The sequence below is a fragment of the Rhizobium sp. BK538 genome, assembly GCF_014197575.1.
Lineage (GTDB): Bacteria > Pseudomonadota > Alphaproteobacteria > Rhizobiales > Rhizobiaceae > Rhizobium.
The window spans coordinates 1-18,562 of sequence record NZ_JACIFT010000035.1 but is presented as its reverse complement, the minus strand read 5'-3'; the positions used below and the strand labels follow the sequence as shown (position 1 = coordinate 18,562).

Sequence of the window (18,562 nt, the reverse complement as noted above, 5' to 3'; positions counted from 1 at the left end):
AGAATTGAGGGTGTTTCTAAGGTATAAGCCTAAATTAGATACAAACTGTCTTGGTTTCTCGACCGTTAAATTGCGCGCCTATTGTTTGAAAACGCGCCGCGGAATTCCTTTATATCGCCTGTTGTTGGTCGATTGAATCAGTAACGCCAAAGAGCGGAACGCCGCTATGCAAGATGGCGCTAAAGGTTTATAAGCCGCGCAACATTTTTAGGACGGAACATCCGGACGGACCGGATGCGGAAACAGGTGAGTGAGATGGCACAGAATTGGACTCCGAGCAGTTGGCGGCAAAAACCGATCCAGCAGGTTCCGGACTATCCGGACCAGACGGCGTTGGCAGCAACGGAAGCCCAGCTCGCATCCTATCCCCCGCTCGTCTTTGCAGGTGAAGCGCGCCGGTTGAAGAAGCATCTCGCCAACGTTGCTGAAGGCAACGGTTTCCTCTTGCAAGGCGGGGACTGTGCCGAGAGTTTCGCCGAGCATGGTGCAGACAATATCCGCGACTTCTTCCGTGCCTTCCTGCAGATGGCCGTCGTGCTGACGTTCGGTGCGCAACTGCCGGTCGTCAAGGTTGGCCGCATCGCCGGCCAGTTTGCCAAGCCGCGCTCTTCCGGCATTGAGACGCAGGACGGCGTATCGCTGCCGAGCTACCGCGGCGACATCATCAACGGCATCGAGTTCACTGAGGAAGCACGCATCCCGAACCCGGAGCGTCAGGCCATGGCATATCGCCAGTCGGCTGCCACGCTGAACCTGCTGCGCGCCTTCGCGATGGGTGGCTATGCCAACCTGGAGAATGTGCATCAGTGGATGCTTGGCTTCGTCAAGGATAGCCCACAGGGCGAGCGCTACCGCAAGCTTGCCGGTCGCATCAGCGAAACGATGGACTTCATGAAGGCCATCGGCATCACCTCGGAAAACAATCCTAGTCTGCGCGAGACGGATTTCTTCACCAGCCACGAAGCGCTGCTGCTTGGCTACGAGGAAGCATTGACCCGCGTCGACTCTACATCCGGCGACTGGTACGCGACGTCAGGCCACATGATCTGGATCGGCGACCGTACGCGTCAGGCCGACCACGCGCATGTCGAATACTGCCGCGGCATCAAAAACCCGATCGGCCTCAAGTGCGGTCCGTCGCTGCAGGCCGACGATCTGTTGAACCTGATCGACATCCTCAATCCGCAAAATGAAGCGGGCCGGTTGACGCTGATTTGCCGCTTCGGCCACGATAAGGTTGCCGAGCATCTACCGCGTCTTATCCGCGCAGTCGAGCGGGAAGGTCGCAAGGTCGTGTGGTCCTGCGATCCGATGCACGGCAATACGATCACGTTGAACAACTACAAGACCCGCCCGTTCGAGAGGATCCTGTCGGAAGTCGAGAGCTTCTTCCAGATTCATCGCGCCGAGGGCTCGCATCCGGGCGGTATCCACATCGAGATGACCGGCAAGGATGTGACCGAATGCACAGGCGGCGCCCGCGCGGTGACGGCTGAAGATCTGCACGATCGCTACCACACGCATTGCGACCCGCGTCTCAATGCCGATCAGGCGCTGGAGCTTGCCTTCCTGCTGGCCGAGCGCATGAAGGGTGGCCGCGACGAAAAGCGGATGGCCGTCAACGGCTAATAAAACAAGATGGACAAAAAAAGCCCGGTTGATGCCGTCCGGCTGATGCCGGGCTTTTTTATTGGGCAAGGACGGATTGTTGGCAGCAGGCGTCAGGTGGCACGCACGTCGGCCTCGCCGATCTTGATGCCGAGCGTCTCCGCTGCCATCTGGCATGGGCAGCTATGCGACGATTGGTGGTGTGTGCTAGCGGATTTGGCCGGCCGCCCAGTGGATGGCGCTGTCCAATTCGGCGAATTTCGCGGAACTGCCAGTAGAAATAGTCTTCGATGAATATGCGCGAGAGCCACAATGCGCCGCGGTTGCGGGGACTTTCCCAGCCAAGCAGGTTATCGGTTTCGGCTTTCTTGAACATCCGCTTCAGATTGGTGAGGGAGATGCCGAATTCATTGGCGATTTCGCTGATGCTCACGCCTTTGAGCAGAATGCGGTCGTGTTCCCGCGCGTCGTTGGGGAGGCGACTGATTAGATCGTGCAGCACGAGGCCGCCGACATCGGACCAGAGAAAGTGGCCGATACTGCTCCGTGGCTCCTTCCAGATCGGTTCCTGGATGAGAGCACGCGCAGCACGCGGCTGCGCGAGATGAAAGAGCCGGGGGCTGTCTGCAGTCAGCTTTGCACGATTGCCGCCATCGAGTTGATCGAGGCAGGCCATATGCCCCTGGAACCAGGACGCCATGGCCTCCTCGCTGAGTTCGGTCGTTTCGAGGCGACGGAGGCGCCGATCGGGCGTTTCATCAGGAGCATCCCGTAGAAATTTGTAGGCGATGAGTTCGGCAAGAAACGAGGCCGCGGTATTTTTGCTGGCGAGGTCAAACTCCTTGGCGACCTGCATCATGCGACCGGCCGTGAGCCCTGAAACGGGATTGCCTCGATCGCGTCCGGTATGCATGGCGAACAGCGTTTGTGTCAGCAGCCACTTTTGATGCGAAGCGGCGAGGCGGGCAAGACGAGGAGCGCGCTTGTAAATGCCGATAAGATGGAGCGCTATCTGGCGTTCGATCGACAGAAACAGGGGGTGATCAAGAATTTCCTCGCGTGTATGCGGTCGGCCAGTGAGCATCGTCTCGTACGGTCGGTCGGATTGGTTCCAATTGCTCCTCTTACATTTGTGACGGTGTTTCAATGCGAGACTTGGTTAGCGGATCGTTAATCGGTCGGTATAGTTAAATTCAAGCGATCCCCGATCGTTCCATCAACTGGGCAGGCGCTGATTCAGTCGCTCGATGTCTTCGCGCAGTGCTGCAATTTCGGTGAGCACACGCATATCTATCTTCTGATGTAGAGAAAGAACTTCCAGTTCAGCTTTGAGATTGACTTCGTAGTCTTTCGCCGCCTCGAAGCGATCGCGCTCTGCTTGCCGGTTCTGCGACATCATGATGATGGGAGCCTGGATTGCGGCAAGCATCGAGAGCACGAGATTGAGGAAGATAAAGGGATAGGGATCGAAGGCGCGTGTGAGTAGTACGACCGTATTTACGACGCACCAGAAGACCAGGAACAAGAAGAAGGCGACAATGAACGACCATGAGCCGCCGACGCGGGCAATCGAATCCGCAAGGCGCTGTCCGGTGGATGATTCCGCCTGCAAGGCCGCATTGATGTCGGTCGAGATTATCTTACGCTCATGGGCTTTTGCGAGAACGCGCTTCTCGATCTCACCGAGTTCGTCAACAGGTTTGTCGAAGTGATGGTGGATGAAGTCCGATAGATTATGCATGGCTAACTCCGAATGCTAGATCGCTCGGGCGCCAGTATTCCGTAATGTTTTCAAATTGCAATGCGGGCTTGTGCCGCTCTCTTACGTGCCTTGCGCATACAGCCGGGCATGCTGTGGGAAGAAGCGGCCGAGCGTCTGAGCCTTGCCAAACATGATGTCGTGCTGGAGATATCGATAGTCCCGTACGAGAGGATCGAGGTTCTTCGGCTTCAGGACCCAATCGGGCGACGGCGTGTTGTCACGCGCAATCAGTTGGTAACGATCGATGACACTGTACTTCTTCCGCACGCGGCCGAGAAAGCCGGTGTAGTAGGGATGCTCGAAGCCTGCGAACTTCAAGAGATGGTAGGGCAGCAGCGATGGGCTGATCGTGCCGACGTCCTTCTTGCTGCCTTTCTTGTTGGACCAGATGACGAGCGGCGTCTCGTGTTCCTGCTTCATGACGCTGACCGATGCCTTACGCGTGGCAACCTGGTCCGGCATGTAGCCGGTCGCCATATAGACGTTGCCGAGCGGCGGAAGGTGATCGCCCCAGAGGACGATGATCGTCTCGCGATCGCGCTTCTCGGCCCAATTCATCAGCATCTTGAGGCTGTCGTCGGCTTCCTTGATCCCCTGCGTGTAGGTGGCCAGCGTGGCCCGGTCCGCATCGTTCAGGTTGCCCTTGATGTCGACGGTGTTGTGTACGTAACGGTTCGGCTCGTAGGGACCATGTCCCTGCAGGGTGACACCAAAGAAGAAGAACGGACGATCAATACCGTCGGCCTCGCGCATGATCTCCTTCATAAGGGACTCGTCCGAAGCGAAGATGCCCCTCTTTTCCATCGGAGGCATGGTTTCTTCAGAGCGGAACTGCTCGAAACCGAAGTCCTTGTAGACTTCGTTGCGGTTCCAGAACCAGCCGCTGAATGGATGAAGTGAGCGGGCGGCATAGCCTTCGCCGCGGAAGAACGTGGCGAGCGAGGGAACATCGCGACGGATGTATTGCTGATAGGGGATGCTGCCATATGGGAGGAAGGCATTGGAAAAGCCTGTCAACGCCTCGAATTCGACGTTGGCGGTCATGCCGCCGAACTCCGGTGAGAATACATGGCCAGACTGCTCGGCGCGAATAGTCGGCATGGGATCGGGCGACAGGCTCAGCGTCTTCAGTCGGGTCGGATCCCAGAACGATTCACTCATCAGCATGATCACGTCGGGCTTTTCTCGTGGGCCGCTGAGATAGCCGTAGTTGCGGCCGGGGATAGCATCAAGCGCCTGCGTACCGAAGCCGGCCGGTGCTGCAACGTCGGCCATCGGAATATTGAAGATGAAGGCGAGGATGAAGCCGTTGCTCCGGTAGTTTTCCTTCTGGTCCCACATCATCGGGACCACCTGAAGGCGGTCACGGATGAAGGAATACTGTGAATAGTCCATCAATGACCCGAAAGTCGCGATAACGGGCAGGCCGACGCACAGGTGGCGGAGGCGAGAGGTCCTTGAGAGTTTCGGGAAGTTGCGCCAGGCGAAGCGCCAGAGGATGACAAGCGCGCCAGCGGAAAGGGCAATGCCGACAACCATCGCAACGGCAGTCCAGGGGCGGTCGCGCACCATGACAGGAAGCAGTTCCATGATCTGGCGCCCGAAAAGAACGTCGGATGGATAAAGGGGGTCCGTGAGGTAATGCTGCTTCTGGTTGGAGACAATGGCGGGAACGAAGACCAGCGGGAGAACGATCAATGCCGAAATGAATTGTCTTCCCAAGGCGGCATCGAGCGACAGCATCAGGACAGTCAACATTACAACGGTCGTCATTCCGGGACGCGCCGGCGATATCAGGAATTCGCGCACGTCGGCCAGCCCATCGCGGGCAATTATCTCGACGGCGGCCGTAGCAAAGAGAGCAAGCAGGGCGCAAAGAGCGACGCCGAGCGCTGTGCGTATAGCAGGCGACCGGACGCTTCCTCCGAAATCGGTGGAAAGCGACGCAAAGCGCGCTGCCACTGCAGACCTCATTACCAACGCGATCAACCGGAAAACTCCAACGTCATAAAAGCTTCACCGAACTGTCACATCCTCGTCATGAACGCTAGATGAACCGTTAGGTTTCCCGCATTTGTGATTAGTGGATAAGGCGCCGGTCGCCCAAGAGACACGTCCTGTGGTGCAAGCTGGCCTGGTGCATTTGCTTGTGCTGAGTGGCGGGCCGTCGTAGGTCTGACGGAGTCGATGTCAGGAGGATTCAGATTGCGCAGTTCCGTCGAGATCTACAACATCAGGACAGGCGAGGCGCGCGTCGTCTGGCAAACCACGCAACTCGTGGAGGCGCCGAACTTTTCACCCGACGGTAGCTATCTTCTGCTGAACGGTGACGGTCTTCTGTACCGTCTGGCGCTTGACGGTTCGGGCAAGGTCGAAAAGGTCGATACCGGCTTTGCCACGGCCTGTAACAATGATCATGGCATTTCGCCTGATGGCCGTCAGATCGTCATTTCCGATAAGACTGAGTTCGGTAAGTCGACGATTTATGTGCTACCCGCCGAAGGCGGCACGCCGCGTCTGGTGACGCAAAATCAGCCGTCCTACTGGCATGGCTGGTCGCCCGACGGGAAACAACTGGCCTATTGCGGCATCCGCAACGACGTATTCGATATCTACACGATCTCCGTGGACGGCGGCGAAGAAAAGCGGTTGACGCACGGCGAGGTGCGCAATGACGGGCCGGATTATTCAGCCGACGGCCAGTGGATCTACTTCAATTCCAGCCGCACCGGCCTCATGCAGATCTGGCGCATTCACCCGGATGGGACCGGCCTCGAGCAGATCACCAGCGACAATTGTGGGAATTGGTTTGCTCATCCGTCGCCAAACAACGATAAGGTCCTGATCCTTTCCTACGATCCCGACGTCTTCGACCACCCGCGCGATCTCAATGTACGGCTGCGGCTGATGGACATGGATGGGGGCAAGCTGACAACACTCTTCGATCTCTTCGGCGGGCAGGGAACGATCAACGTGCCGAACTGGTCGCCGTCGGGCGATGAGTTCGCCTATGTGCGTTACTACCCAGTCTCTGTGTGAGGGATTGCATCGCGTGATTTTTGCCGGCATAGACCCTTCCGTCGGGTGCCCGTCTTAGGCGGGAGAATCGGGAATTCGGTGTGAGACCGAAACGTGCCCAACGCTGTAAGGCTGACGACTGCCGCAACACGCCACTGGTCCAGTACCGGGAAGGCGCGGCAGTCGGATGACGCCAAGTCAGAAGACCGGCCCGACATCATAGACTGACCCGCGTGGACGGCGGGCGGTTGTGTTGTTGGGGATTGACGATGCGACCAGACCATTCAGGCTCCCTGTCGGGAGCTGCAGCCTTTTCGACCGAGGACCGCGACGCCGTCTACAGGGCGATTTCGACGCGCCGTGACGTGCGTTCGGAGTTTCGCCCGGATCCCATACCCGACGACGTCGTCAGCAGGCTTTTGACGGCTGCGCACCACGCCCCGTCTGTTGGATTCATGCAGCCCTGGAACTTCGTCCTGGTGCGCGATCAGCAGATGAAGGAGGCTGTTTGGCAGGCGTTCGATCGCGCTAATCGCGAGGCCGGCGAGATGTTTCAGGGGGAGCGACAGCAGCTCTACCGGTCGCTGAAGCTGGAGGGCATCCGAGCCGCACCGCTCAGCATTTGCGTCACCTGTGATCCCGATCGCTGCGGTGATGTCGTTCTCGGACGGACCCACAACCGGCGAATGGACTCCTACTCCACAGTCTGCGCCGTGCAGAATTTGTGGCTGGCAGCGCGTGCCGAAGGCGTCGGGGTCGGCTGGGTGAGCATCTTTCACGAGTCCGATATCAAGGGGATTCTCGGCGTTCCGGAGCGGGTGGAGATCGTTGCCTGGCTGTGCCTAGGTTACGTCGATCAGCTCTATGACCAACCGGAACTGGCGGTCAAAGGATGGCGCCAGCGCCTGCCGCTGGAGGAGCTTGTGTTTATGGATCGTTGGGGCAAGTCTGCAGACTAGGCAGCGACTATTGCTGCGGCTGGGGACCTGGCTTTGCCGGGTTCTTGAGGTCGATCGTGCCTTGGTCGCCCGCCAGGAACTGCGGACCGATCTGACGGACCTTGTTTGCCGGGTCGTAAGGCCTGTCCGGCACCTGTGGCAGCGGAACCGCGGGTGCTGCGGTCGGGCTCTTGGTCTCGGGCTTCTTGGTTTCGATCGTGGTGATCGACCCCTGCGGCGGTTCGCTGATCGTTTGGCTTTTTCGCATCCGCTCGTAGTAGGCGTTTAGATCGCAGCTGCAGGACGATCTTTCGCCGGGCTTGCGGTTCTTGTAGGCGAAGGCATTCGGCATGGCGCTGTAGGGCGCGCCTGTCGCCGCGGAGATCATCTGCGATGTCTCCGTGCTGGAGACGTCATGATAGAAGAGCTCGGTGTCGATGCCGGGACACATCTTCGAGCAGGTGTCGGCATCGCGGGCAAAGTCCTGGGATGTTGCGTTCGAGCTCAACGGAAAAAAGCCGCCGTCACAGCTTCGCACGCAGACGGTGTTCAGATGAGAGAGCGGCGACATGCCCGGGAGACCATAGCGGCGCCGGCTGGGATCACGACCCAACGGAATGAACGTGTCGCTTCGCAGCGCCTGATCTTCGATACTCGGTGGCTGCGCATACCCTTCGGCGCTGTCGGCGGGCCATTGTTCCTCGTTGCAGCCATTGTCATCGAGTGCGGCAAGAAGTTCGTTCCTCGTGCGGACATCCTCGCTCTGACCGCGCAGTTCGTCGCGACGCTGCTGGAGATAGCGGATATTGTCGACCATCTTGGATTCTGCGCGCTCGAGTTCCCCGCAGTATCCGTCATCGTCGCCGATCACCACCATGCTGCCGCTCGTGCAGCCGCTCTGGCGCAGATCGCTGCGGACCTTGCGAAGCTCAAGGTTCTGCTCTGCGATAGCGCTGGCGTACTTGCGCACCTCGGACGTGCTGCCGATGATCTGCGGCAGGTCGGCAAGGCGGGCGCGCAGATCGCCACAGATTGCCGGCATCTGGGCGTAGCTCGGGCCGGTCAAAGTAAATGCGGCTATGAGTGACAGAATCCAGCGGTTCAAGGCATCGTCCCATCGATGAGCAAATAGCAGGGTCGTCTGGCGCGGCTTTTTCGCCGCGCCTTCATTGCTAGCTCGTTTGTCTTAACGAGCTGCGGTCAGAATCCTACCGCATTTTCTCGATCTGCGGCAAATCACGCCGGTTGTGAAGCCTCCACGACGGCGAGGGCGGCCATGTTGACTACGCCGCGGGAAGTGACGGACGGCGCCAGGATGTGCGCGGGCAGCGCTGCACCAAGCAAGATCGGCCCGACGTGCAACCCGTCGATCATCGACTTTACGACGCCGAGCGTGATGTTGGCTGCATCGAGGTTCGGGAAAACCAGCAGGTTTGCTTCGTCGTGCAGGGTCGTGTCGGGCATGACGCGCTTGCGCAGGGCGTCGGAGATCGCGCTTTCGCCGTGCATTTCGCCGTCGACTTCGAGATCCGGCGCCGCCTCACGCACGAGCTTGAGAGCGGCACGCATCTTCGTCGCGCTCTCGGACTCACGCGAACCGAAATTCGAATGGGATACGAGGGCAGCTCGCGGCGTGATGCCGAAGCGCTTGATTTCCTCGGCGGCAAGAACAGCGGACTCCGCAATCTCCTCCGCAGTCGGATTAAAGGTGACGTAGGTGTCGGTGAAGAAGGCGGCACCGCGCTGCGAGATCAGCAGGCTGAGCGCCGAGAAGTCGCACACGTCGTGTCGCTTGCCGATGATCTGGCGAACGTCGCGCAGATGTTTCTCGTAGCGGCCCTCCAGCCCACAGATGAGCGCATCTGCCTCACCCCGCTTCAGGGCCAGGGCGCCGATGACAGTCGTGTTGGTACGAACGATGGTACGGGCTGCCTCCGGAATGACGCCGCGACGTCCAACGAGCGAGAAGTAGAGATCGACATATTCGCGGAAGCGTGGATCGTCTTCCGGGTTGATGACATCGAAATCGGCCAGTGGACGAATGCGTAGGCCGTAGCGCTTTAGGCGAGTCTCGATGACTTGCGGGCGACCGATCAGGATCGGTTTGGCAATTCCTTCTTCCAGCAGGACCTGTGCGGCGCGCAACACCCGCTCGTCCTCGCCTTCGGAGAAGATCACGCGCTTGCGCTCGGCATTCTTCGCCGCGGCAAAGATCGGCTTCATGATGAAACCGGAGCGGAAGACGAAACGGTTGAGCTGGTCGAGGTAGGCGTCGAAGTCGCTGATCGGGCGCAGGGCGACACCGCTCTCGGCGGCTGCCTTCGCGACGGCCGGGGCGATGCGCAGGATCAGGCGCGGGTCGAAAGGCGAGGGAATCAGGTAGTTCGGGCCGAAGACCGGCGTTTCACCCGAGTAGGCGCGTGCGGCGACGTCGGAAGGTTCCTCGCGCGCAAGTGCTGCGATGGCGCGCACGGCCGCCATTTTCATTTCTTCGTTGATCGTCACTGCGCCGCAATCGAGCGCGCCGCGGAAAATATAGGGGAAGCAGAGAACGTTGTTCACCTGGTTCGGGAAGTCGGAACGGCCGGTGCAGATCATGGCATCGGGGCGCGCGGCGCGAGCGAGATCGGGCATGATCTCGGGCGTCGGGTTGGCGAGCGCCATGATCAGCGGGTTTTCGGCCATCTGCGCCAGCAGTTCCGACTTCAGCACGCCGGCGGCGGAAAGTCCAAGGAAGACGTCGGCACCGCCGATGTTTTCGGCGAGTGTGCGTGTGTCGCTCTTCTGCGTGTAGACGCTCTTCCATTCGTCCATCAATTCGGTGCGGCCTTCGTAGACGAGGCCCTCGATGTCATGGACCCAGATGTTTTCCCGCTTGGCGCCGAGCGTGACGAGGAGATTGAGGCAGGCAAGGGCGGCAGCACCGGCACCCGAGGCGACGATCTTGACCTCGTCGATCTTCTTGTTCGCCAGTTCCAGACCATTGAGGATGGCGGCGGCAACGATGATGGCGGTGCCATGCTGGTCATCGTGGAAGACCGGGATCTTCATGGTTTCGCGCAGCTGACGCTCGATCTCGAAACATTCCGGTGCCTTGATGTCCTCGAGATTGATGCCGCCGAAGGTCGGCTCGAGCGAGGCGACGGTCGACACCATCTGCTCGACGCTCGATGCATCGACCTCGATGTCGAAGACGTCGATGTTGGCGAACTTCTTGAAGAGGACGGCCTTGCCCTCCATGACCGGCTTCGATGCCAACGGGCCGATATTGCCGAGGCCGAGAACGGCCGTACCGTTGGAAATGACCGCTACGAGATTTGCGCGAGACGTATAGTCGGCGGCCGTCTCGGGATTGTCGCGGATCGCCAGGCAGGGCGCTGCAACGCCCGGAGAATAGGCGAGTGCCAGGTCGCGCTGGTTGCCGAGCGGCTTGATCGCCTGGATTTCGAGCTTGCCCGGACGCGGATAGCGATGGAAGTAGAGCGCCTGCTCGTCGAGACTTCCACCTGCCAGATTTTTTTCCGTCTTGGACTTTTCCTGATGATCCATCATCGCCTCCGGGCTGCCGCATGCTGTCTTTGAACTGCCTTCAATACATCAAACGGGGTGGCGGAACAGTCGGAATTTCCGTTCGAAATGCGAAAACAGCGCAAATCTGCCGCGGCCGCGGCGAGGCTCGATGGAAACCGGGAAAATCAGCCGTAGCGCCGGCATGTCATCTTCCTGAAACACGACTCTGGTTTTGGAAGGGCAGGTGAACAATGGGACATGAGCAGGATGCTTGTGAGGGACAATATGGATACGCGGCACTTCCGTACGCTTTTCATTTCCGATGTGCATCTCGGCTCCAAGGCCGCGAAGGTGGACTTCCTGCTGGATTTTCTCAAGCATCACGAGGCGGATACCATCTTTCTTGTCGGCGATATCGTCGACGGCTGGCGGTTGAAGCGTTGCTGGTACTGGCCGCAGGATTGCAACGATGTGGTCCAGAAGCTACTGCGCAAGGCGCGCAAGGGCACGCGGGTCATCTATATCCCGGGCAATCACGACGAATTCCTTCGCGACTTTCCGGGCACCCATTTCGGCGGCATCGAGGTTGCTGAGCGGATGATGCATGAGGCGGCCGACGGCAAGAAATACCTCGTGTTGCATGGCGACGAGTTCGACGTCGTCGTGCGCAACGCGCGCCTGCTCGCTTATCTCGGCGACTGGGCCTACGACATGGCGATCATGATCAATGTCGGCCTGGCAGCCATCCGCCGCCGGATGGGCATGCCCTATTGGTCGTTTTCCGCATGGGCCAAGCTGCAGGTCAAACACGCAGTCAACTTCATCGGCGAGTTCCAGCGGGTCGTCGCCGAAGAAGCTCGCAAGCACGGTGCCGACGGCGTGATCTGTGGCCATATCCACCACGCGGTGATGGAGGACATGGACGGCATCCGTTACATTAATACCGGCGACTGGGTCGAAAGCTGCACGGCGATTGCCGAGCATCAGGACGGCACGTTTGAATTGATCGAGTGGCGTGCAACGAGCGGCATGCAGCCGATCCCGATGGCGATCGGCCATCACGAAAAGGAAGTCGCGCAGCAGGCCGCCTGAACGCGGCCTTTCGATCCCCAATTCCATGCATCAATTTAGCCCGTTGTGTCTTTGCGACAGGCCTATTTATTTTCTAAAACGTTTCAGATGGGCAATTTCTTGCCATAGTCGCCCTTAGGTTGACGTGATAGGCAACGTTCAGTTTCCTGCAGGTCACCCCATGATTCCCGCTCAAAATCCTCCAGCAAGTGAGGGGGCGCCACCGCGCTTCCGGCTTCTCAGTGCTTTGTCCTACTGTGCGCCTTTGCTCGTCAATGGTGTGGCCTTGCCGTTCTTCCCGATGTGGCTTGCGCTGCACGCGTTCAACGACCATGAGATCGGCGTCATCCTAGCCGTGCCGATGGTCGTGCGTGTCCTCGTCGCTCCGATCGTCGCGATGTATGCCGACCGGATGAATGAGCGGGCGGATGTGCTGTTGTTTTCAGGTTGCCTATCGCTGCTGACGGCGATCGCGCTCTACTGGACGAACACATTCTGGCCGGTGCTGATCGTCTATACGATCCAGGGAGCGACCTTTGCCTGCTACGTCCCGGTCGTCGAATCGATCGTGATTTCGGGCGTCCGGCGCTGGGGTCTGGATTATGGCTCGATGAGGGTCTGGGGCTCGATCGCGTTTATCGTTTCCACCCTGATCGGCGGGGAGCTGATCGGCTATTGGGGTGGCGAGATGGTGCTCCCTGTGATGACGTTCGGCTTCGTCATGACCGTGGTGATGGCGATCTATTGCCCGCGGATAGGCCCGACGCGCCGGCGTGGCACACCCGTCGATATCTCGGCTGCGACAGGAAGTTCGCTGCGACAGCCGCATTTGCTGGCCTTGTTGATCGGCGTCGCGATCCAGCAGTCGAGCCACGCGGTCCTGCAGGCCTTCGCGTCGCTCTACTGGCGCGATCTCGGCTTCTCCGGGACACAGATCGCGGTCCTGTGGAGCGCCGGCGTCGCTGCGGAGGTGACCGTGTTCTTTCTGTCCCGGCGGCTCAGCCGCCGATTCAGCGCCTGGACGCTCATTCGATTTGGGGCGGCGGTCAGCGTCTGTCGCTGGATCCTGTTTCCGATGCATTGGGGATTTTGGGGTTTCTTTCTGCTCCAGTGCATGCATTCCTGCACCTATGCGTTCGTGCACACGGGCGTCCAACGGCGGATCGTGGCCTCCGTGCAAGAGACCCAGGAGTCGTCGGCGCAGGGCGCCTATTTCTTCTACAACGGCATGTTCATGGGGCTGATGACGATTGCTTCCGGCTACGTCTACGCCTTGCTTGGGCTCGCAAGCTATTATGTGATGGCGCTGGTGGCGCTGACCGGGCTAGGCCTTGTCATCGTCGCCTACTATCTTCAGCCCCAAAGCGCGGCATCCGGCGGCCAGACAAGAGAGGCGGCGTAGCGCAGACCGGGTTCACGGTCGCGCGCAAGCAGCAGCGGTCCGTCGAGATCGACGAAATCGACGCCCTGCGCCAGCAGTACAGCCGGCGCCATCGCCAGCGATGTGCCGACCATGCAGCCGACCATGATTTCGAAATCAAGGCGCTGCGCCTCTTTCTTCATTGCCAACGCCTCGGTGAGTCCGCCTGTCTTGTCGAGCTTGATGTTGATCGCGTCATAGCGATCGCGAAGGCTTGCGAGGTCGCCTGTGTGGTGGACACTTTCGTCGGCGCAAACGAGCAGCGGGCGGCGGATTTCGGCGAGGAGCTCATCCTTGCCAGCCGGCAACGGCTGTTCGACGAGGGCGATGCCAGCTTCGGCTGCGACGCGCAGATGATGCTCCAGCGTGTCTTCCGGCCAGCCCTCGTTGGCATCGAGGATGATGGCCACATCGGGTGCGGCAAGACGAACGGCGCGGATACGACTCTCATCGTCGCCGGTGCCCACCTTGACCTTCAGCAAGGCGCGATCGGCGTTTGCACGCGCCTGGTCGGCCATGACATCGGGTTCGCCGAGCGATATCGTGAAGGCTGTCGTCAACGGCTGTGGCGCTGCGAGACGCAGTTCAGCGATGACCGAGTTGCCGGAGCGCTTGGCTTCCAGATCCCAAAGGGCGCAATCGACTGCGTTGCGTGCGGCTCCCGGGGGCATTGCGCGCTGCAGTTCCGGGCGAGTCAAGCCACCTTCGATTAGTGGCCTTACAGCTTCGATCTGAGCGGCGACACTTTCCAGCGTCTCTCCATAGCGGCGATAGGGAACGCACTCGCCCCGACCGACCGCGCCGCCGTCGCGTATGGTGCAGAGGATCACCTCCGCCGATGTCTTGGCGCCGCGCGAGATCGTAAATGTGCCTGATATGGGAAAGGATTCCGTCTGAATTTCAAGTGACCGTGGCATATTTGCAATCCTGCGCGCATGGAAATTTGGTGTGGCTTGGGTATATTGATCCGAAGCGGCGAACCGTTAGTTCGCGAGTCGGCAATGTCGCCGTAAGCCTTGAAAGACACAAGCGTTTTGAAGTCGGAAACCCGTAGCGCTGCCTCTCTGCATGTGGACGATCACGCCCATGGTTCGGGCCAGCACGTTCAGCTCGAGGGAAATTGGCGAAGCGCTAATCTGCACCTCGTTCTGCGCGACTTCGAGAAGCTCACTGCCGGTCGAAGAGGCGAGGTGACCCTCGACCTGTCAGGCGTGACGGATATCGACACGGCAGGTGTCTGGTTGCTCTGCCGCCTGAAGAAGCAGGTAGAGGGTGCCGGCGGCACCGTGCACTTCGAAGGCAGCAACGCGCATATCGACGAAATGATTGCCGAGTTTTCCGAGGAGCCCCCGGAGGCGGAGCAGGAACCTCAGCAAAAGGCAAGCTGGCAGGAAAAGATCTTCGCCCCGATCGGCAAGATCACCTTCGATATCTGGAACAATCTCGCCGCCGCCATGTATATCCTAGGGTCCGCTGTGCGCGGCGCGCAGATGAAATTCGGGCGCGGCAGCGGCGTCTCGCCGGCGTCGATCGTCAACCAGATCGACCATATGGGCGTACGCGCGGTACCGATCATATTGCTGATGTCGTTCCTGATCGGCGCGATCATTGCGCAACAGGGCGCCTTTCAGCTCCGCTATTTCGGCGCCGAAGTCTTCGTCGTCGACCTCGTCGGCATCCTGCAGCTTCGCGAAATCGGCGTGCTTCTGACGGCAATTATGATCGCCGGCCGGTCCGGCAGCGCCATCACCGCCGAGATCGGCTCGATGAAGATGCGCGAGGAGGTCGATGCGCTAAAGGTGATGGGGCTCAATCCTGTTGGGGTGCTCATCTTCCCGCGCCTGGTTGCCCTGACCGTCGCATTGCCGCTGCTGACCGTGCTTGCGAACTTTGCTTCGCTCGCCGGCGCAGCCGTGGTCGCTTGGGCCTACTCCGGCATCACCTTCGCGAATTTCATCGCACGCCTGCATGAAGCGATCACGCTATCGACGGTCTTGTCCGGGATGATCAAGGCGCCATTCATGGCGCTGGTTATTGGTATCGTTGCGGCGGTTGAAGGCTTAAAGGTAGGCGGCAGTGCTGAGTCGCTTGGCCAGCACGTGACCGCGTCGGTGGTGAAGGCGATTTTCGTCGTTATCCTCATGGACGGGCTTTTTGCCATGTTCTATGCGGCCATCAATTTCTAAGGATCGTACGTGGACGGACAGCAGACAGAGACCAGAAACGATCAAGGACGGGATGTCGTGCTGTCTGCGCGCGGCGTGACCGTAGGTTTCGGCTCGAAGGTCGTTCTCGATAATCTGAACCTCGATATCTATCGCGGCGAAATCCTCGGTTTTGTCGGCGCGTCGGGAACCGGCAAGTCGGTCCTGATGCGGACAGTGCTTCGGTTGCTGCCGCGCCGCTCGGGTAACATCAAGATCCTCGGTCAGGACTTCGATGAACTGGACGAGCCGCAGCGCAATGCGCTCGACATGCGGCTCGGTGTGCTCTTCCAGCAAGGCGCGCTATTCTCCTCGCTCACCGTGAAGGAGAATATCCAGGTGCCGATGCGTGAGTATCTGGACCTGCCCCAATCACTGATGGACGAACTGGCTCAACTCAAGATCCGGCTGGTCGGGCTCGCGGCGGATGCCGCCGACAAATACCCGTCGGAGCTTTCGGGCGGCATGATCAAGCGCGCGGCGCTGGCGCGCGCCCTGGCGCTCGACCCGGAACTGGTGTTCCTCGACGAGCCGACCTCGGGCCTCGATCCGATCGGGGCAGCGGAGTTCGATGAGCTCATCGCGAGGCTTAGGGACACGCTCGGTCTGACCGTCTACATGGTTACCCACGACCTCGACAGCCTCTTCTCCGTCTGCGACCGCATTGCCGTGCTTGGCAAGAAGCGGGTATTGGTCGAGGGAACGATCGACGACATGCTGACCTTCGATGATCCGTGGGTTCAGGCTTATTTCAAGGGCAAGCGGGCGCGTTCGATCGTGCCCCAGAACGGCCATGCCGGCGACGACAGCCTGGCGCAAGATAGCCGCGGGAAGTGAGCGGATACGATGGAAACAAAAGCGAACTACACGATTGTCGGCTTTTTCACGGTGCTCGTTATCGCGGCAGCGTTCGGCTTCGTCTACTGGATGGCCGAATATGGGCGTGGCGGGCCCATGGCTGAGCTGATCGTCCGCATTCCGGGCTCCGCGAACGGCTTGAGCGTCGGCTCGCCTGTGCGGTTTAACGGTATTCAGGTGGGTTCGGTCAAATCGCTGTCGATTGATGCTGACGATCCGAGCTTCTCGCTGGCGTTCACGGAGGTGCGGGTCGATGCACCGATCTATCCGTCGACGAAAGCGATCCTTGAAATCCAGGGCTTGACGGGTGCGGCCTATATCGAACTGTCGGGCGGCAAGATCGGCGAAAAGAATATTCTTCAGCAGTCGCTCGACACCGGCAAGCGAGCGGTGATCGTCGCGGATCAATCGAGTGTCACGAACCTTCTGGCGACGGCGGACAAGATTCTCGACCGCGCCAACGATGCCATCGGGCAGGTTCAGGGGTTTGTGAAGGACGCGCGTGGGCCGCTGACGAAGACATTGCAGAACGCCGAGACGTTCTCCGACGCGTTAGCAAAGAACTCCGGCAACATTGATTCATTCCTACAAAGTGTCGGGCAACTGTCCGATACGGTTCGCAAGGTCTCGGGTCGTGTCGACTCGACGCTGGAGGCGGTCGAAGCCCTCGTGAAGGCCGTCGATGCGAAGAAGATCGATACCATTCTCAGCAATGCCGAGAAGGTCAGCCGCGACGTCGCCGATGCGTCGGGCGACTTCAAGGGGGCGATCCAGAGGTTCGAGGAAACAGCGACGACCTACAATGACCTCGGCAAGAAGGCGCAGGCGACGCTCGATCGGGTGGACACACTGGTAGCACAAATCGACCCGGCGAAGGTCAAGGGATCCGTCGACGACATCTCGCAGGCGACGAAAGATGCACGCGCTGCCGTCGCATCGATCAAGGATGTCGCGAACACCGTTTCGGCTCGGCAAAAGGACATTGATCAGACGATCCAGGACGTTTCGCAGATGGCGAACAAGCTGAACTCGGCGTCCACCCGCGTCGACGGTATTCTGATCAAGCTGGATGCACTGCTCGGGACAGATAATACGCAGTCGCTTTTTGCGCAGGCGCGTGACACGCTTACCTCGTTCAAGAAGGTTGCCGACAACCTCAACTCGCGGATTGGCCCGATTGCCGACAATCTGCAGAAATTTTCCAGCGGTGGGCTGCGCGACATGCAGTCGCTCATCAACGACACGCGCTCCACCGTACAGAACCTTAGTAATGCGATCAGCGATTTCGACCGCAATCCGCAGCGGCTGATCTTCGGCGGGGATACTGTAAAGCAATATGACGGCCGGACGCGGCGTTAACAGGGATATTAGGGGAGCGCATATGGCCGTATCGGATGTGTTGCAGCGCCGTTCGTGGATATCGATAGCCGCGATCGCGTTGCCGCTATTGGCAGGCCTTGCGGGCTGCGGGACGGCTGCGAAGAACGACACTTACGATCTCTCAGCGTCGGCGACCGGCAGTGGACCGGCGGCAAAGGGCCGGCAGATCCTGGTGCAGCAACCGACCGCGCTGAAGGCGATCGACAGCGAGCAGATTGTCATTCGGGTGGCTCCGTCGCAAATACAGTACCTTTCTAAAGCGCAATGGGGCGACAAGCTGCCGCGCATGGTTCAGGCGAAGCTGGTCGAGGCCTATGAGAACTCCGGCAAGCTCGGCGGCGTCGGCGTCCCCGGCCAGGGGCTTGCGATCGATTATCAGCTCGTGACAGATATCCGCTCCTTCGAGATCGACACGACCGGCGGCAGCCGCGCGGTGGTGGAGATTTCAGCCAAGATCCTGAACGACCGCAACGGTTCTGTGAGAGCTCAGAAGGTGTTCAGACAAGAGGTGTCTGCCGGTGGATCGAACGATGGTCTTGTGAAGGGCCTCGATCGCGCGTTCGCAGGCGTATCGGCTGAGATCGTCAACTGGACGCTGCAGTCGATCTGATTGTCCATGTCGGGGTTGGCGTGGCGCTTCAATGGGATGCCACCATGAACAATGCCCTGAAACGAAAATGGCCGCCTTTTGGCGGCCATCAGAGCGCTGACAAACCCGTCGATTTTTCGGCGGGTTTTGTTTTTCGGATAGGATTTTTCTGGCTGCAGGATTTCTGGCGGAGGAAAGTCGGGT

At 59.6% G+C, this 18,562-nt stretch carries 15 protein-coding genes and 1 riboswitch; of the genes, 9 read left to right on the top strand and 6 right to left on the bottom strand.

Annotated elements, in window-relative coordinates; all coding sequences use genetic code 11:
• Positions 1-255 precede the first annotated feature (255 nt).
• Positions 256-1,629, top strand: a complete 1,374-nt coding sequence (locus FHX09_RS27855; RefSeq protein WP_037082744.1) for a 3-deoxy-7-phosphoheptulonate synthase class II — start codon at positions 256-258, stop codon at positions 1,627-1,629.
• 58 nt (positions 1,630-1,687) lie between these two features.
• On the opposite strand, the gene FHX09_RS27850 is transcribed toward FHX09_RS27855, so the two are convergent.
• The 3 genes from FHX09_RS27850 to FHX09_RS27840 all read right to left on the bottom strand — a co-directional run bounded on the left by FHX09_RS27850 (position 1,688) and on the right by FHX09_RS27840 (position 5,359).
• Positions 1,688-2,692: a hypothetical protein gene (locus FHX09_RS27850; RefSeq protein ID WP_246699524.1), complete on the bottom strand. Its 1,005-nt coding sequence runs from the start codon at positions 2,690-2,692 to the stop codon at positions 1,688-1,690.
• Between the two features lie 132 nt (positions 2,693-2,824).
• Positions 2,825-3,349: a DUF1003 domain-containing protein gene (locus tag FHX09_RS27845; RefSeq protein WP_007792901.1), complete on the bottom strand. Its 525-nt coding sequence runs from the start codon at positions 3,347-3,349 to the stop codon at positions 2,825-2,827.
• An 81-nt stretch (positions 3,350-3,430) separates the two neighbouring features.
• Complete coding sequence (locus FHX09_RS27840) at positions 3,431-5,359, bottom strand: LTA synthase family protein (protein ID WP_184450969.1); 1,929 nt, start codon at positions 5,357-5,359, stop codon at positions 3,431-3,433.
• Positions 5,360-5,575: 216 nt separating this feature from the next.
• Between FHX09_RS27840 and FHX09_RS27835 the strand changes: the two genes are divergently transcribed.
• The gene (locus FHX09_RS27835; RefSeq protein ID WP_184450968.1) at positions 5,576-6,409 is read left to right on the top strand and encodes a PD40 domain-containing protein; all 834 of its coding nucleotides are present in this window, start codon (positions 5,576-5,578) and stop codon (positions 6,407-6,409) included.
• Between the two features lie 26 nt (positions 6,410-6,435).
• Positions 6,436-6,618: riboswitch (cobalamin riboswitch) on the top strand.
• 39 nt (positions 6,619-6,657) lie between these two features.
• A complete protein-coding gene (bluB, locus tag FHX09_RS27830; protein WP_132594987.1) occupies positions 6,658-7,347 on the top strand; it encodes a 5,6-dimethylbenzimidazole synthase in 690 nt (229 codons plus the stop codon).
• A gap of 7 nt (positions 7,348-7,354) precedes the next feature.
• On the opposite strand, the gene FHX09_RS27825 is transcribed toward bluB, so the two are convergent.
• On the bottom strand, positions 7,355-8,431 hold the full coding sequence (locus FHX09_RS27825) for a DUF2865 domain-containing protein (protein WP_132594986.1): 1,077 nt from the start codon (positions 8,429-8,431) through the stop codon (positions 7,355-7,357).
• A 131-nt stretch (positions 8,432-8,562) separates the two neighbouring features.
• A complete protein-coding gene (locus tag FHX09_RS27820) occupies positions 8,563-10,875 on the bottom strand; it encodes an NADP-dependent malic enzyme (protein WP_183722997.1) in 2,313 nt (770 codons plus the stop codon).
• Between the two features lie 246 nt (positions 10,876-11,121).
• Here FHX09_RS27820 and FHX09_RS27815 point away from each other — a divergent pair, with 246 nt between their 5' ends.
• A complete protein-coding gene (locus FHX09_RS27815) occupies positions 11,122-11,928 on the top strand; it encodes a UDP-2,3-diacylglucosamine diphosphatase (protein WP_184450978.1) in 807 nt (268 codons plus the stop codon).
• Positions 11,929-12,088: 160 nt separating this feature from the next.
• Complete coding sequence (locus FHX09_RS27810; protein ID WP_007792919.1) at positions 12,089-13,309, top strand: MFS transporter; 1,221 nt, start codon at positions 12,089-12,091, stop codon at positions 13,307-13,309.
• Here the strand turns inward: FHX09_RS27810 and dgcA are convergent.
• Complete coding sequence (gene dgcA / locus FHX09_RS27805) at positions 13,261-14,244, bottom strand: N-acetyl-D-Glu racemase DgcA (RefSeq protein ID WP_132594982.1); 984 nt, start codon at positions 14,242-14,244, stop codon at positions 13,261-13,263. The two genes, FHX09_RS27810 and dgcA, sit on opposite strands and share 49 nt — an antisense overlap.
• A 99-nt stretch (positions 14,245-14,343) precedes the next feature.
• Here dgcA and FHX09_RS27800 point away from each other — a divergent pair, with 99 nt between their 5' ends.
• Genes FHX09_RS27800 through FHX09_RS27785 form a run of 4 tightly spaced genes read left to right on the top strand, consistent with a single transcriptional unit; the run spans position 14,344 to position 18,379 of the window.
• Positions 14,344-15,513: an MlaE family lipid ABC transporter permease subunit gene (locus tag FHX09_RS27800; RefSeq protein ID WP_183722999.1), complete on the top strand. Its 1,170-nt coding sequence runs from the start codon at positions 14,344-14,346 to the stop codon at positions 15,511-15,513.
• 9 nt (positions 15,514-15,522) lie between these two features.
• Positions 15,523-16,368: an ABC transporter ATP-binding protein gene (locus FHX09_RS27795; protein WP_007792927.1), complete on the top strand. Its 846-nt coding sequence runs from the start codon at positions 15,523-15,525 to the stop codon at positions 16,366-16,368.
• A gap of 9 nt (positions 16,369-16,377) precedes the next feature.
• Positions 16,378-17,748, top strand: a complete 1,371-nt coding sequence (locus FHX09_RS27790) for an MlaD family protein (protein ID WP_132594976.1) — start codon at positions 16,378-16,380, stop codon at positions 17,746-17,748.
• 22 nt (positions 17,749-17,770) lie between these two features.
• Positions 17,771-18,379 carry an ABC-type transport auxiliary lipoprotein family protein gene (locus FHX09_RS27785; protein WP_132594974.1) on the top strand — a complete coding sequence of 203 codons (609 nt, stop codon included), beginning with the start codon at positions 17,771-17,773 and terminating at the stop codon, positions 18,377-18,379.
• The last annotated feature ends 183 nt before the right edge of the window (positions 18,380-18,562 follow it).